The 15,745-nt window shown below is 37.1% G+C and carries 16 protein-coding genes, 1 tRNA gene and 1 other RNA gene; 4 read left to right on the top strand and 14 right to left on the bottom strand.

Features of this window, described 5'->3' with window-relative positions:
- Positions 1–246: 246 nt before the first annotated feature.
- The 6 genes from ACFVT8_RS24330 to ffs form a co-directional block, all read right to left on the bottom strand.
- Positions 247–519 carry a pro-sigmaK processing inhibitor BofA family protein gene (locus ACFVT8_RS24330; protein ID WP_370048830.1) on the bottom strand — a complete coding sequence of 91 codons (273 nt, stop codon included), beginning with the start codon at positions 517–519 and terminating at the stop codon, positions 247–249.
- A 133-nt stretch (positions 520–652) separates the two neighbouring features.
- Positions 653–868 carry a YaaL family protein gene (locus ACFVT8_RS24325; protein ID WP_387086385.1) on the bottom strand — a complete coding sequence of 72 codons (216 nt, stop codon included), beginning with the start codon at positions 866–868 and terminating at the stop codon, positions 653–655.
- 13 nt (positions 869–881) lie between these two features.
- The gene (gene recR / locus ACFVT8_RS24320) at positions 882–1,478 is read right to left on the bottom strand and encodes a recombination mediator RecR (protein ID WP_370048826.1); all 597 of its coding nucleotides are present in this window, start codon (positions 1,476–1,478) and stop codon (positions 882–884) included.
- An 11-nt stretch (positions 1,479–1,489) separates the two neighbouring features.
- Positions 1,490–1,804: a YbaB/EbfC family nucleoid-associated protein gene (locus ACFVT8_RS24315; protein WP_387086381.1), complete on the bottom strand. Its 315-nt coding sequence runs from the start codon at positions 1,802–1,804 to the stop codon at positions 1,490–1,492.
- Positions 1,805–1,825: 21 nt separating this feature from the next.
- The gene (dnaX, locus tag ACFVT8_RS24310) at positions 1,826–3,610 is read right to left on the bottom strand and encodes a DNA polymerase III subunit gamma/tau (protein WP_387086378.1); all 1,785 of its coding nucleotides are present in this window, start codon (positions 3,608–3,610) and stop codon (positions 1,826–1,828) included.
- Between the two features lie 282 nt (positions 3,611–3,892).
- Positions 3,893–4,160, bottom strand: an RNA gene (gene ffs, locus ACFVT8_RS24305) — signal recognition particle sRNA large type.
- A 358-nt stretch (positions 4,161–4,518) separates the two neighbouring features.
- Between ffs and ACFVT8_RS24300 the strand changes: the two genes are divergently transcribed.
- The 4 genes from ACFVT8_RS24300 to ACFVT8_RS24285 all read left to right on the top strand — a co-directional run bounded on the left by ACFVT8_RS24300 (position 4,519) and on the right by ACFVT8_RS24285 (position 8,426).
- A tRNA-Ser gene (locus ACFVT8_RS24300) sits at positions 4,519–4,611 on the top strand.
- 307 nt (positions 4,612–4,918) lie between these two features.
- A complete protein-coding gene (locus ACFVT8_RS24295) occupies positions 4,919–6,181 on the top strand; it encodes an ATP-binding protein (protein WP_387086375.1) in 1,263 nt (420 codons plus the stop codon).
- Complete coding sequence (locus ACFVT8_RS24290; RefSeq protein WP_387086372.1) at positions 6,182–7,060, top strand: response regulator; 879 nt, start codon at positions 6,182–6,184, stop codon at positions 7,058–7,060.
- 91 nt (positions 7,061–7,151) lie between these two features.
- Complete coding sequence (locus ACFVT8_RS24285) at positions 7,152–8,426, top strand: cation:dicarboxylate symporter family transporter (RefSeq protein ID WP_387086369.1); 1,275 nt, start codon at positions 7,152–7,154, stop codon at positions 8,424–8,426.
- Positions 8,427–8,473: 47 nt separating this feature from the next.
- On the opposite strand, the gene ACFVT8_RS24280 is transcribed toward ACFVT8_RS24285, so the two are convergent.
- The 8 genes from ACFVT8_RS24280 to ACFVT8_RS24245 form a co-directional block, all read right to left on the bottom strand.
- Positions 8,474–9,100, bottom strand: coding sequence for an RraA family protein (locus tag ACFVT8_RS24280; RefSeq protein ID WP_387086366.1), 627 nt, complete (start codon positions 9,098–9,100; stop codon positions 8,474–8,476).
- 191 nt (positions 9,101–9,291) lie between these two features.
- Positions 9,292–10,200 (bottom strand): methyl-accepting chemotaxis protein, encoded by a 909-nt coding sequence (locus ACFVT8_RS24275; RefSeq protein ID WP_387086363.1) that lies wholly within the window; start codon positions 10,198–10,200, stop codon positions 9,292–9,294.
- Between the two features lie 104 nt (positions 10,201–10,304).
- Positions 10,305–10,838, bottom strand: a complete 534-nt coding sequence (locus tag ACFVT8_RS24270) for an LOG family protein (RefSeq protein ID WP_483869511.1) — start codon at positions 10,836–10,838, stop codon at positions 10,305–10,307.
- Between the two features lie 202 nt (positions 10,839–11,040).
- Positions 11,041–11,709, bottom strand: coding sequence for a deoxynucleoside kinase (locus ACFVT8_RS24265; protein WP_142510992.1), 669 nt, complete (start codon positions 11,707–11,709; stop codon positions 11,041–11,043).
- On the bottom strand, positions 11,706–12,344 hold the full coding sequence (locus tag ACFVT8_RS24260; protein ID WP_387086359.1) for a deoxynucleoside kinase: 639 nt from the start codon (positions 12,342–12,344) through the stop codon (positions 11,706–11,708). The genes ACFVT8_RS24265 and ACFVT8_RS24260 overlap by 4 nt, the downstream gene beginning before the upstream one ends.
- A 264-nt stretch (positions 12,345–12,608) precedes the next feature.
- Positions 12,609–15,020, bottom strand: a complete 2,412-nt coding sequence (locus ACFVT8_RS24255) for a heavy metal translocating P-type ATPase (RefSeq protein ID WP_387086357.1) — start codon at positions 15,018–15,020, stop codon at positions 12,609–12,611.
- A gap of 81 nt (positions 15,021–15,101) precedes the next feature.
- Positions 15,102–15,308 (bottom strand): copper chaperone CopZ, encoded by a 207-nt coding sequence (gene copZ / locus ACFVT8_RS24250; RefSeq protein ID WP_049662517.1) that lies wholly within the window; start codon positions 15,306–15,308, stop codon positions 15,102–15,104.
- Positions 15,309–15,365: 57 nt separating this feature from the next.
- Entirely contained in the window at positions 15,366–15,695 is a 330-nt protein-coding gene (locus tag ACFVT8_RS24245) for a metal-sensing transcriptional repressor (protein WP_387086353.1), read from the bottom strand.
- Positions 15,696–15,745 lie beyond the last annotated feature (50 nt).

Below are 15,745 nucleotides of genomic sequence, written 5' to 3'. Positions count from 1 at the left end.
GTCCAAAATTTTGTTTCGTTCGCCAACTCAAGGTTAGCTACTAAAAACTTTATTGATTACGTTTTGCTTGTTCAGTTTTCAAGGTTCATTTCGTTACTATTTCTTCAACAGCAACTCTTATATAATACCGTGTCGCGCACTAGATGTCAACAACTAAATTATTCAACTTAAAATTCATTTGTTTTCCAAACAGTTATCTTAACGACTCTTATTACTATACTACAATATTTTTATTTTGCAAGCATTTTATAAGAAAAATATTAAAGCAGTTATTCCTAGTACACCCGGAATACCTAATATTGCAATTGTGAACACTGAAAATAGATTAATCGGTACATTATAACCAGCATACCCTATGCCTAAATGAATAATGAATAATAATAGAAAGGCAAAAGCAAATCTGAACCAAAACACGGACATTCCTTCTAAAATTTTACCCATCTTGGCATGTCTTATTATTATATAAAGAAAAAGAAGCACTACAGGTACACAAAAGCTCATAATTACTAACCATGACATATGGTTTCCCCCTTAACAGTATAATTATGAAAGTTTATGTTTCCTATTTTACTTCTATGAATATCAATTATCCCGAGGCATTAACATATTTCAGCGGGTGCTTGGACACCCACTGAAATATGTAAAAAAACTATTATTTAATTAATACTCTCCGAATTCTAGCCTCTTTAAATAAATAAAAATGGATACTCTCCGCTGCTTTTCGTTGAGCAATTACTTCCAAATCATAGTCATCTAGCAGTTCTTCAATTATCTTTGCCTGCTGTAAATCCTCTTTTGTTTCTTTTATAAGACTCACTAGCTTGTCGTCGAATTCTTTTTTTAATTTTCCCTTACTGCGGAAGAACATATTAATCCCTCACTCACAATTCTCGGCGACCTTCCATTGCCTTCGATAACGTTACTTCATCTGCATATTCTAAATCTCCACCTACAGGTAGTCCATGAGCGATCCGTGTTGTTCGAATGCCCGATGGCTTCACTAAACGAGAGATATACATAGCTGTTGCCTCGCCTTCAATAGTTGAATTCGTGGCTAAAATAAGCTCCTGAACAGCCTCATCTTGCAAACGAACTAGTAGGGAAGCGACATTAATATCCTCTGGACCAATACCATCCATAGGTGAAATAGCTCCCTGTAATACATGATACATACCATTGAAATCACGCATTTTTTCCATCGCAATTACATCTTTTGTATCTTGGACAACACAAATAATAGAATGATTTCTTTGTTTGTCTGTACAAATATGGCACGGATCTACATCAGTTATGTTGCCACATACGGAGCAGTAGCTTAAATTTCGTTTGGCATCAATTAATGCCTTTGAAAAGGATAAAACGTCATCCTCTTTCATTGTTAACACAAAAAACGCCAGACGAGCCGCGGTCTTCGGCCCGATACCTGGCAACTTCATAAAACTATCAATCAGTTTCGATATTGGTTCTGGGTAGTACATTTATTTACCTCCTAGAATGGAAGGTTCATGCCTTGAGTGAATTTACCCATTGTTGCATTTGTCTTTTCATCTACTTTTTTCAATGCTTCATTTGTAGCAACAACGATTAAATCTTGTAGCATTTCGATATCGTCTGGATCTACTACTGATGGATCAAGATTTACTTCAACAATTTCACGTTGGCCAGTTACAGTTACTTTCACCATACCGCCACCAGCAGAACCTTCAAATTGCTCTGCATTCAAAGCCTCTTGAGCCTCCATCATTTCCTTTTGCATTTTTTGCATTTTTTTCATCATACCTTGCATATTTCCCATTCCACGCATAAACATATTCCTCCTAAATGATTAGTCTTCAACAATTTCAATAAAATCTTTACCAAACAGTTTTTCTGCTTCCGTCACTAGTGGATCTTGTGAAGCAAGTGGTTGAGCATCGTCTATAAACGGCCCTTCTGCAGTTTCTGCAGGTGGTGGTTCTAATAATTCCACTTCATGATCGGTCTCATTTTGAGATTTCTGCTGCTGTAAGCCATGATCACGAATAAACTCTTCACGTAATTTTAACCAAGCATCTTCTGGCGTACAAAGCATTTCATACATAGTACCAGTTTGCCCTGCAATTAATTGTGTGAATTGAGCTTTTAGGGATTGATTATCAGCAACCATTTGACAATGAATATCATACTTGAATTTTAACACAAAAGCACTTGAAGATGCCGCAACAGGTTCAGCCTCTGCTAAAAGAGCTGATTGAGATTTTTGCATTTGGCTTAATGCCTGTGCCCAAACCGATTTGATACGTTGCACATCTTGCTTTGTAGCATCCTTTAGTATTTCTTGAATACGACCTGTTGGTGCTTTATAGCCATTTGGACTTTTAGCTCGTGGACGTTGCTCTTTTGGTGCTTGCGTCGTTTGCATCGGAGCACCAGCTTGTAATTGGGCCGATAGTTGTTGCACCATCTGCTCAAGTGCAACAATTTTTTGAGCGAGTTCAGGGCTCATAGCTACTTCACCTGAAGTCATAGTTTGACCAATTGCACCACCCGAAAACTGCACCATTTTAAGTAACGCTGTTTCTAAGTAAATCTTTGTATGGTGGGAGAACCGCATTTCTTGCTGTGTTTTCGCTAAAATATCAATGTAGCCATATAGCAAATCCGGTGCAAAATCATGCGCTAATGTAAATACTCGCTCCTCCGGTGATACTAACTCTAGTAATTCGGCCAAATCTTCACTTGTTTGCAGTAATAATAAGTCTCGGAAAAATGTAATCAGGTCCTCTGAAAGACGAAGAGGATCTTTCCCATCCGCAATAAGCTGTTCTAATAACGCAAGCATTTGTGCCACATCTTTTACTTTTAGAGCTTCTGCTAATTCATAGAAAACTTCCTGACTAATAGAACCTGTCACAAGTAGTGTGTCCTCAAGCTTCAACTTTTCTCCGCTGAAGGATACAACCTGATCTAATAAGCTTAAAGCATCACGCATACCACCAGCTGCTGACTGTGCGATGACCTTCAAACCTTGTTCCTCAAATGGTAACTCAATATCCTCTAATACAACTTTCATACGCTCGATAATATCATTGGTTGAAAGGCGCTTGAAATCAAAGCGCTGACATCGAGAAATAATCGTTGCGGGCAATTTATGGGGCTCTGTCGTTGCTAAAATAAATACAGCATGAGAAGGTGGTTCTTCTAAAGTCTTTAGAAGGGCATTGAAAGCACTTGTAGAAAGCATATGCACTTCATCAATGATATACACTTTATATCTGCTACTTGCAGGAGCAAATCGAACTTTCTCAATGATGTCTCGTATTTCTTCAACGCGTGAATTAGACGCCGCGTCAAATTCAATAACATCTGGGTGAGAACCGTCTGTAATGCTTACACAAGTAGCACATTCATTACAAGGTTCTTTTGATGGTGCATGCTCACAGTTTAAAGCCTTTGCAAAAATTTTAGCTGTACTTGTTTTCCCGGTACCACGTGGGCCAGAAAATAAATAAGCATGTGTTGTTTTATTCGCTAGGAGAGCATTTTGTAGCGTTCTTTTGACATGTGCTTGACCAGACATCTCTCGGAATGATTGCGGTCGATACACACGATAAAATGCTTGATACGTCAATGATTTCCTCTCCTCTTCTTCATAATATAGAATAGTTCTATTATAGCATTTGCTTCATTATTTATAAAACAGTGTCATCGTTTTTCTAAAAACTCGGGACGATTCTCTTTCGCTTCCTGTAGCGAGGGCTGATGCTTCCGGCTCTTATTGGCTGCCTCGCACAATTTATAGCTCCTCAAACGTTTTGGAGATCGCTCTTCCGTCCCAAAAAATAATATAAAATCATATAAAAAAACGCATCCGCCTTTTGTAGACGGATGCGTTTGAATTGGCAATTTAATGCCGTGCACCTTTCTTCGACAGCCGCACATAAGCGTTACTCTTGTCGTTAGCTCAGATTAGGCAACCCCGCGGCACATGAATAAGACCACTTAATGCTGCTTCCTTCCGGACCTGACATGGTTCATGGGTATCCATTGCGCAGGACCCAATCGTCAACACTACGTGCAAAAGGCAGACCAAACAATACGGACAGCCTCAAAAAAGGAATTCAGTCTCGCTAGAGCGGATTGCGAGTTACAGGACACCGCTACCTTCCCACCTAGCACGGCAATAACTAGTATACTGACTGTTTTCATAAATTGCAACTTAATACACATAATATTTGTGTGGAATATTCTATCAGCACTGTAATTAAGAAATATTAATCAATTATAACTTGGCCTAATTGCGTCTGGAATCGGCTTTATACTTAGGCTAGCAGTTTTTTTTGTGCGAAAGCGAAGCGTCAGCAGCAGATGTTTTTTTCCACAGGGCGTCGCGTTCTTAGACAGAGTTCCTCTATTATTTCAATGGATGTTTGGACACCCGCTGAAATATGTTAAAAAAAATGCGAAAAATCTGTTGACGCGAATTTTAAAATGTGATAAATTTATTTTTGTCGATAAGACAACGCAACAAAACAATATGGAGGTATACCCAAGTCTGGCTGAAGGGATCGGTCTTGAAAACCGACAGGCGGGTAACACCGCGCGGGGGTTCGAATCCCTCTACCTCCTCCAGTTTTAAAATTCCGACTACGAATGTAGCCGTTTTTTTTTGCCTAAAAATTGTATGAATCACTTACTAGATGCCACTTCCACTTAGGTTGTGGTATTTTTTTATTGTAAAGTATAATTTTATAATCGTGATTAATATAAAGCATTATTTCATTTAGGTAAATGCGCTTTCGTTCGAAGTCGCATTCCCCCCCAACGTAACATCAAAAGTAGTGGTACAATTATCTTTATTTCAAACACGTAAACGGGCTCTTTAGCATACCTTTTCTACGCTATATTGCTCCGTTAATATTGATTAGGGAGGATTTTTATGCACTCTAAATTTTACATATCTCGTGCTTCCCTCACTTGGATTTTCGCAATTGCTCTATTAACCGCTATCGGTAGTGAGATTAAAATAATACCTTTCTCTGATACATCTTTTCGTTTCGGATTAGGAAGTATTATTTTCTTTTTATGCATTCTGCTTAAACCTACACCTATTATTTTGGCTGGATTTACTACGAGCATCGTGACAACCATTTTTCGAGTTATCATTAATTACTCTTTACATGATGTTCCATTAGTCGCTAGTTTACAAATACATTTACCCGCCGCTTCTTTTTATATATTGTTTGCAATATGCCTACAAATTCTAAGCATTCATCAATATAGAGAAAAACCACTATTGCTTGGATTGCTAGTTGCGTTTAGTGAAGTATTCAGTAATTTAGTGGAACAACTATTTCGTTTTCTAATAAATTCTTACACTTTTTTACTCCTTCATGATTTACTTATACTATTAGCAGTTGCTTTATTACGTAGTTTTTTTGTTGTTGGTATTTATAGTTCCATTTTAATTGCTGAGCAAAAAAAACGTGTTCAAGAAATGCTTACGATCGGCTCAGATTTATATGTTGAGACACTTTATTTAAAAAAATCTATGAACCACATAGAAACAATTACAGCCAGTGGATTTGAATTATATAGACAATTAAAATCGCTAGGCTATCGTGCAGAAAGTTTACAGGCACTTCATATTGCCCAGGAAATTCATGAAGTGAAGAAGGATTCACAACGCATTTATGCAGGTATTTCTAAAATTGTTGGTGAAAAGAGCTTTGGATCCCTTAGATTGTCAGAATTATTACATTATATTGAAGACGGAAATAGTAAGTACGCTGATTTTCTCGGAAAAGAAATTGAGTTTAACATAAATATTGACATTGATTTTCAAACGAAAGAACATATTGCATTGCTTGCACTTTTAAATAATTTAACAGCTAATGCTATTGAATCAATTGAAAATCAAGGTACCATTTCTATTGCCATTCAGCAGCAACAGGACGATACTGTAATAACAGTATGTGATAATGGGAAGGGCATTCCGGAAAGTAATCTCTCTATTATTTTTGAACCTGGATACACCACAAAATATAATGTAGACGGTGTCGCAGCAACAGGTATTGGGCTTTCACATGTTGTTGAATTAGTAAATAAATTAAATGGCTCAATATCCGTTGAATCAAACAATCAAAACACTATGTTTAAAATTAAAGTTCCTACGCAAACTATTCAAACGGGAGAGACTTAAATGAGGTATTTTATTGTAGATGATGATCGTGCAAGTAGGGTCATGTTAAAGCAAATTATTGAAGATAGTGGCTTAGGTACAGTTATTGGCGAAGCACGCAATGGTGAGGATGCCATTCCGCAAATTTTAATGACACAGCCAGAATTTGTGTTGATCGATTTACTTATGCCAAAGCTCGATGGGATAGCAACAGTCGAGCAACTTATTCAAAATCGTTTTGAGGGACAATTTGTCATGATTTCTCAAGTAGTGAATAAAGAAATGGTAGGAGAGGCATATGAGCAAGGTATAGATTTCTTTATTCATAAACCAATAAACCGTATTGAGGTTGAGAATGTTTTACGTAAAACAACTGAACAATTTCGCCTAAAAAACTCATTGCTTATTATTCGCCAATCACTTACAAATATTGATCTAAGTGAACAAATAAATCATAAAGCAACGTCACGAGATCATATTCAATCCATTTTAAATGATATGGGTATCGTTGGCGAGATTGGAAGCGAAGATATTATAGCTATTATCGAAACATTACTTGCTCATCAGCACAAAATCGCACCACTTCCACCATTAAAAGAGCTTTATGAGGAGATTGCAGTTGTCACAAAGGCTACACCCGATGAGATTTTGAAGGAAAGTAAAGCCATTGAACAGCGTGTACGCCGTACTATATTAGCAGCGATGATAAATCTCGCCAATTTAGGTGTCGTAGATTATACAAACTCCGAATTTGAATATTATGCACCTCGATATTTTGACTTCAAAGAAATTCGTCTGCTTATGACTCAGATAGAAGATCACAAAAACCGTAAAGCAAAGGTTAATATTAAGAAGTTTATTCAGGTATTATATTCAGACATTTTAACTAAATTAAATTAATTTTCTCGGATTTTGTCGGATTTCATAAGTCCTCCGTATTATTAAAGTAAGGCAAGTCCTAAAAATTTTAATATTAGGGGGTACTAAGGTTTTGAAGAAGAAATTTAGAATCAGTTTAGCCACTCAAATTTTAGTCGGTTTGATTTTAGGGATAATTGTTGGCGGAATCTTTTACGGAAGCCCAAAAATCGAAACATATTTACAACCACTAGGTGATATTTTCCTTCATCTAATTAAAATGATTGTTGTACCGATTATTATTTCAACTTTAATTGTTGGTGTTGCTGGAACTGGAGATATGAAACAGCTTGGACGATTAGGCGGAAAATCGCTTATTTACTTCGAAATTATTACAACAGTAGCAATTGTAATTGGTTTACTTTCCGCAAACTTATTCCAACCAGGCGCGGGCGTAAACATGAACGAGCTCTCTAAAGGAGATATTTCGAAATACGTTGCAACTACAGAAGAAGTACAGCATGAAGGACCATTTGATATTATTGTGGGCATAGTACCAACAAATATCGTTCAGGCAATGTCTGAAGGTGATATGCTTGCTATCATTTTCTTCTCAGTTATTTTTGGTTTAGGGGTTGCTGCCATTGGCGAACGAGGTAAACCAGTATTAAACTTCTTCCAAGGGGTAGCAGATACTATGTTCTGGGTAACTAACCTCGTAATGAAATTCGCTCCATTTGGGGTATTTGGTTTAATCGGTGTAACCGTTTCCAAATATGGATTCGCTTCACTAATACCACTTGGTAAACTCGCTATACTTGTTTATGCAACAATGCTATTCTTTATCTTTGTCGTTCTTGGTCTTGTGGCCAAATTTACAGGTATCAGTATCTTCTTCTTAATTAAAGTACTAAAAGATGAGCTGATTTTAGCGTTCTCAACAGCAAGTTCTGAAGCTGTGTTACCGCGAATTATGATGAAAATGGAAAAACTAGGTGCTCCAAAGGATATCGTATCCTTTGTTATTCCAACCGGTTACTCCTTTAACTTAGATGGTTCTACACTGTACCAAGCCATCGCTGCATTATTTATTGCTCAAATGTACGGTATTCACCTAAGCATTGGTGAACAAATTACGTTAATGCTTGTATTAATGGTTACATCTAAAGGGATTGCAGGTGTTCCAGGGGTATCCTTCGTTGTGCTTCTAGCAACTTTAGGTACTGTCGGCATTCCAATTGAAGGTTTAGCATTTATCGCAGGTATCGATCGTATTCTCGATATGGGACGTACAGTCGTTAACGTAATTGGTAACTCACTTGCGTCATTAGTAATGGCGAAATGGGAAGGCCGTTTCGATTCAGAGAAAATGAAAAATTACTTTAAAGATAATGAAAATTTAGCATAAAACTAAAAAAATCCTCACGATGTATGGATGGCATCGTGAGGGTTTTTTTAATTTGAAGAATTTAATACTTTATTTAAATAAGCAATAATTGATTCTTTCCCATTTACATGTGCTTCTTGTGCACGTATTTCATCCTTTTCGATTTTGGCTTCAGCAGCTGCAACCATACGCTCTGCGTCATTCTGAGGCACGACAACAACACCGTCCATATCCCCAATAATATAATCACCAGGATGAACAGCAACCCCCCCAATAGCAATAGGAACATTTACTTTACCACCCCCGTTTTTATTGCCAGCTGCTACCGTTGTGCCAAGTGAAAACACAGGAAAATCTAGCTCACGTATAGCTGCAATATCACGAATAACACCATCAACGACAAGGCCCTGTACACCTATACCCTTCGCTAATGAAAGAACAAAATCACCGGCAACTGCACGATTGGTATTCCCTTTAGCGTCAATTACTAAAATATCGCCTTCTTTTGCAGCTCGAATGGCTTCTAATACTGCACCATTTTCGCCATCTGGCAAACGCACTGTTACCGCACGGCCAGCAATTTTAAAATGATCTGCTAACGGTTTAATTTCACTGCGTAAATTCGTATGTCCTCCTGTCGCATCTGAAACTGCAGTCGTTGGTAAATGCTTAAAACTTACTTCCACCTTTGTCATCTATAACACCCCTATTATGATTTATGAAAGCTTTACACAATTTATTGTAAATAAAACTCATCTGCTATTTCAATATATTTCAGAAAATTATGTAAATAATATATTTAAAGAGTATCTATTACATGCGTTAACCTTTTCTCTAATTCTTATAATTATTTTATTCTTCTATATAAAACGTGTAAAAAGTGGCATTAAATTATTTCGGTAAAATGTCTTGATTGTTCATCTAATGCCTCTGCTGCAGTAGTAATTTCGGCAAAATCATTCGTTGTTATATTAATTTGACCATTTGTTTTTTCAATTTTTTCAGCTATACGTGTGATACTTTCAGTGACTTTTCCAATCTCTCGCTCAATGCCCTCAACATTATCTTTTACTTCTGAAATAGATTGCTCAACCCTTGCTGAAAGTTTTCTTACCTCTTTTGCTACAACATCAAAACCGCGGCCATACTCACCAGCTCTTGCTGCTTCAATAGCTGCATTTAGCGCAAGTAAATTTGTCTGAGAAGCAATTTCTTGAATGGTCTTCACAATTCCTTTAATTGATTCCGCTTGCTTCTGTAGCTGCGCAAGATTTCTCACATTATCGGCAGACTCTTGTGAAACCTCTTTCACTGTTTCCAGTAAATCCTCACTATTTTGAATACCAGCCTCTGAACGGCTATGAAGCTCTTTAGACATAATCTTTAATGTATCAGCTACACTAACAATTTCATTTTGACGTTCAGTAATATTTGTTGCAATTTTCGATACGCCAATTACCTTTTTTGAATTATTAGCAAAGACAGGCATATAAGTAGCCTCAAGCCAAATTCTATTTCCACTTGAATCCATTCTTTCGATTTTATCCTGATAGCTATTGCCAGCAGCTAAATTGCGCCAAAACCTTCCGTATTCTACGCTATTCGCAAATTCCGGTAAACAAAAATCCTTATGATCCTTCCCTATCATTTCTTCTACTTTATAGCCTAATGTTTTAGCAAAAAGTTCATTTACATAGGCAACTTTATGCTCCATATCAAAACGAACAATGGCTATATTTCGTTCAATCGCCAGTACTACATGATCATCAGTAACTTCTGTATCTATTGTCTGCATAACCTACACCTCTTTCATTGTATTAGCGAACTAAAATTCTTATGGTAATGAACCCAATAAAAATATTTATAAAGATTATTAATTGCCGAAAAAACATGGGTATATTACCCATGTTTTTTTAAAAATTTTAATACTTCCTCCGATGTAGTAGCTACACGAATAAGTGATTCTTGTTCCGTACGTATAAAACCTTCCTCAAGCATTTTCTTAAAATGTTGAAGAAGCCCATCATAAAAGCTATTTACATTATATAAAATTACAGGTTTTTCATGTAGTCCAATTTGTGCCCACGTAAACACTTCAAAATATTCATCCATAGTTCCACCACCACCCGGTAAAGCTATAAAAGCATCTGCTAACTCTACCATTTTGGCTTTACGTACATGCATAGACTCAACAAAATGAATCTCTGTTAACGAGGCATGTGCTATTTCCCGCTGCTGTAAATGAGTTGGCATCACGCCAATAACATCTCCTCCAGCTTCTAATACTGCATCTGCTACTTTCCCCATCAGTCCTGTTTTCGAACCACCATAAACTACACCATGACCATTTTGAGCCAATACAGTCCCTAATTCGGCTGCCTTCTCTGCATAAATTGGGTTTATGCCTAAGCCAGAACCGCAATATACCGCTATTTTTATAACAATCCCTCCTATTCAAAAGACGTGACACAATAGGCTACATATTGTCTCACGTCTTTTGATTTTTTGAATTATTAAATTTATCTAACCTTCTATTTACGTAAATGACTTGTTTGTGCCTGTCGCTTCGCTTTCGGCCAGAACGCCAAAATTTATCTTCCTAATCGATTTAGAAATATAAATTTTAATACATCTTCTATTTACGTAAATGACTTGTTTGTTTTAGCATATGACTGATGCGGCTCACAATTGATTCAATTGCTTCAGGATTTTTTAATAAATCATAATCATTAATATCCAAACGAAGAACTGGGCATGAATTAAAATTATTGATCCAGTTCTCATAGCGGTCATGCATTTCAATCCAATAATCATTCGGTGTTTGTTGCTCCATTGTACGTCCACGCTCTTGAATACGACCGATTACAGCATCAATTGGCCCCTCAAGATAGACAAGTAAATCTGGATGAGGGAAGTACGGTGTCATCACCATCGCATCAAATAAATTTGTATACGTCTCGTAATCTGTTGGGCTCATTGTACCTTTGTCATAGTGCATCTTAGCAAAAATGCCTGTGTCTTCGTAGATGGAACGATCTTGAATAAACCCGCCGCCATATTCAAAGATTCGCTTCTGCTCCTTAAAACGCTCCGCTAAAAAATACACCTGTAAATGGAAGCTCCATTTTTCAAAGTCCTCATAAAATTTATCTAAATATGGGTTAGTATCCACCTTTTCAAACGAAGTACGGAAATTTAGCGCCTCTGCCAACGCCTTTGTCATTGTTGACTTCCCTACACCAACCGTACCAGCGATTGTAATGACAGTTTGTGGAGGAATACCATATTTCTCTCTCAAATTCATTGTTGCAAGCTCCTTTGTTGTAACGTGTCCTTTATTGTTTGTAAAACATATTTCAAATCATTTGGATTTTTAACGAAATCAAGCTGATCACCATTAAATCGAATAACAGGAATTTCGGGATGCATATTCTCAAAATGCTCGATAAAGGAATGATAATCTGTCACTAGTTGCTCCATGTAATCTCGTGAAATCATTTTCTCAAATTCACGACCACGCATCGCAATACGTTTCATCAACGTATCAACACTAGCATGTAAATAAACAACTACATTAGGCACAGGCATATCTTTCGTCAATATTTTATAAATTTCTCCGTATTTATCATACTCAGTTGATAGCAATGTACGCTTGGCAAATATTAAATTTTTAAAAATGTGGTAGTCCGCTACAACAGGTTTATCATGCATTAAACGAAATTTTTTTATATCTGATAATTGTTTATAGCGATTACATAGGAAGAACATTTCTGTCTGGAAACTCCATTCCTCTATGTTTTCATAAAACTTATTTAGAAAAGGGTTTTCGTCTACTATTTCTTTTAATAGATGGTAATTAAATGTTGCTGCAAGCTCTTTAGATAAAGAGGTTTTACCAACACCAATCGGACCTTCTACCGTAACAAATGGAACCGTCACCAGAAGCTCCTCCTTTATGTTCTATGGATTCTATCATCAATTACCCCGTCCTCGAGGTTTGTATAATTATATCAATTATGCCTCGGCATAATTGCGTCCGGAGGCTTAGAAAATAAATCAGTGCTTTTCATTGTATCATAGTGAGAAAGTGAAAAACAGAACCAAACTATTTCTCTATTAAAATAGGAGGCCAAAACCAATTCTTTGACATCCGTTGAAACAAATAAAAAAATAGACCCACTCAAAGTGGATCTATCGTTACCCTTATAATTTAACTCGCTGTAAACGCAGTGCATTTAAAACGACAGATACTGAACTAAATGCCATCGCTGCACCTGCTACCCAAGGGGCTAGTAAACCGATTGCGGCAATTGGAATACCTAATGTGTTATAAGCAAATGCCCAGAATAAGTTTTGTTTAATATTGCGCATTGTTTTACGACTCATGATGATAGCATCCGCAATACTGTTTAAATCGCCACGAATTAGTGTGATATCCGCTGCTTCCATAGCCACGTCTGTACCGGTACCAATCGCCATCCCAATATTAGCTGTCGCAAGTGCCGGTGCATCATTTATACCATCACCAACCATCGCTACTTTTTTACCTGTAGCTTGCAGTTTTTTTACTTCATTAGCTTTACCTTCTGGTAGCACTTCAGCAATTACATGATTCACACCAACTTCTGCTCCAATCGCTTGTGCTGTACGTTCATTATCACCAGTCATCATAATCACAGTAATGCCCATTTCTTGTAGACGACTAACCGCTTCTTTTGAAGTATCTTTCACTGTATCAGCAACTGCTACTAGGCCAGCATACTGACCGTTAATTGCAGCTAACATTGCCGTTTTACCGCTTTCCTCTAAATGCTCCATTGTTGGTAGAATATCATCAATATGAATACCGTATTGTTGCATCAATTTACGTGTACCGATGACAACGCCTTGACCAGATACAGTTGCTTGCACACCGTAACCTGGTATTGCTTCAAAGAATTGAACATCTCCTAGCTCAATACCACGATCAGCAATTCCTTGAACAATTGCTTCTGCTAACGGATGCTCTGATTGCTTCTCCGCTGCACCAATTAACGATAAAAACCGTGCTTCGTCTTGATTTGCCGCAAGTAAAACATCCGTTAATACAGGTTTACCGTGTGTCACTGTACCTGTTTTATCAACAACTACTGTATCGATGCTTTGCGTTTGCTCTAAATGCTCTCCACCTTTAAATAAAATACCATATTCCGCTGCACGACCAGAACCCGCCATAATTGATGTTGGTGTTGCTAATCCGAGCGCACATGGACAAGCGATAACGAGAACTGCAATTAATACTTCAAGTGCTGGCGTAAATTCACCAGGTCGCACCCAGATAATCCAAATTAAAAACGTGACAATCGCAATACCAACAACGATTGGTACAAAAATGCCTGAAATTTGGTCTGCTAAGCGCTGGATTGGCGCTTTGGAGCCTTGTGCATCTTCTACAACTTTAATAATTTGAGCTAAGGCCGTATCACGACCAACTTTAGTTGCTGTCATTTTAATGAAGCCATTTTTATTAATAGTAGAACCAAATAATAGGTCACCTTGTTTTTTATCTACAGGTAAACTTTCCCCCGTTAACATTGATTCATCAACAGCTGTTGTTCCTTCTAAAACTTCACCATCAACAGGAATTTTTTCGCCAGGTTTCACTAAAATAATGTCACCAATGACTACTTCTTCTAATGGTACTTCTTTCTCTATACCGTCACGAACAACGATGGCCGTTTTTGCCTGAAGGCCCATTAATTTTTTGATTGCTTCAGATGAGCGACCTTTTGCTTTTGCCTCAAATAATTTCCCTAATAAAATTAAAGTAATTAATACGGCACTCGTTTCAAAATATAGATGAGGGGCATGATGTGACCCCGCAGTAATAATCGCTTGATATACGCTATAAAAATACGCCGCAGATGTTCCCATTACTACAAGTACATCCATATTGGCACTACCATTGCGTAAAGCTTTGTAGGCTCCCACATAAAATTGCTTCCCAATGATAAATTGAACAGGAGTAGCCAACGCCATTTGTACCCATGGATTCATTAAAAATTCAGGGACATATAAAAATGATGTAAATGAAAAATGTCCTACCATCGTCCATAGTAATGGTAATGAAAGAATGGCTGATAAAATAAATTTTTTCTGCTGTTGTTTGATAGCCTGCTCACGATGATCCATAGTTTCTTGCTCATCTGCTTTTTGATGAGCCTCATATCCTAATTTCTCAACCTTTGCAATAATATCTGCAATCGTCACCTCAGATGGGTTAAATTCTATAGTAGCTTTTTCGAGTGCTAAGTTAACGTTCGCAGAGGATACACCTGCTAGTTTATTTAAACCCTTTTCTATACGCGTGGCACAAGCTGCACATGTCATGCCTGTAATGTTGAATTCAGTTTTTTGTTTCACAACACCATAACCAAGTGCTTCAATTTTCTTTTCAAAGTCTTCTTCGTTTAATTTTGTCGGATCATATTTAATAGATGATTTTTCAAGGGCTAAATTAACTGTCGCTTGTTCTACACCATCCATTTTATTTAAACCTTTTTCTATACGAGTCGCACAGGCTGCACATGTCATACCTGTAATTTGCAAATTAGCTTCTTTTATTTCCGAACTCATTATCATTTCTCCTCTCCATATACCAACAGGGGGTATATCAAATTGAAAATAAGAGAGTGCTACAAGAGCACCCTACTTTTATTATTTAACGTCATAGCCTTGATCGTCGATTGTTTCTTTAATTTGGTCTAGAGATACTTGTGTTTCGTCAAATGCCACATCTACTAAACCATCAGCTAAGTTTACTTTTACTTGTTCAACACCAGTTAAAGCGCCAACACTTTTTTCCACTGAGTTTACACAATGTCCACATGACATTCCTTGTACGTTTAAAGTTACGTTTTGCATAAAATATCTCTCCTTTAATATTTAATACTGTATAGGGGTATATATTTAATAAAAAAATTACTTTTTCATTAACTTTTGAATAGTCACTACTAATTCGTCTAACACTTCCTCATCACCTTCTGATAGACGATCTACTACGCATCCCTTTAAATGACCTTCTAATAAAATTTTTGCTACACTATTTAAAGCAGACTGTGTGGCAGACAGTTGCGTAATAATATCATCACAGTAAACGTCTTTGTCAATCATCCCTTTAATACCTCGGATTTGACCTTCAATTCGATTCAAACGAGTCGTTAAATCCTTTTTAACGCGTTCAGGATGATGGCTTTTTCGACACGAAGCTTCCTCTGTATGACAAGCATCTTCTTTCACTATTTCCTCCATTAAATACACCTCCTACCTCACAACTTCATATTACCATACCCACGAAGGGT

Source organism: Lysinibacillus sp. NPDC058147 (genome assembly GCF_042884205.1).
Taxonomy (GTDB): domain Bacteria; phylum Bacillota; class Bacilli; order Bacillales_A; family Planococcaceae; genus Lysinibacillus.
The sequence above is the reverse complement of the archived record's forward strand: the minus strand, read 5'-3'. Positions and strand labels throughout refer to the sequence as shown.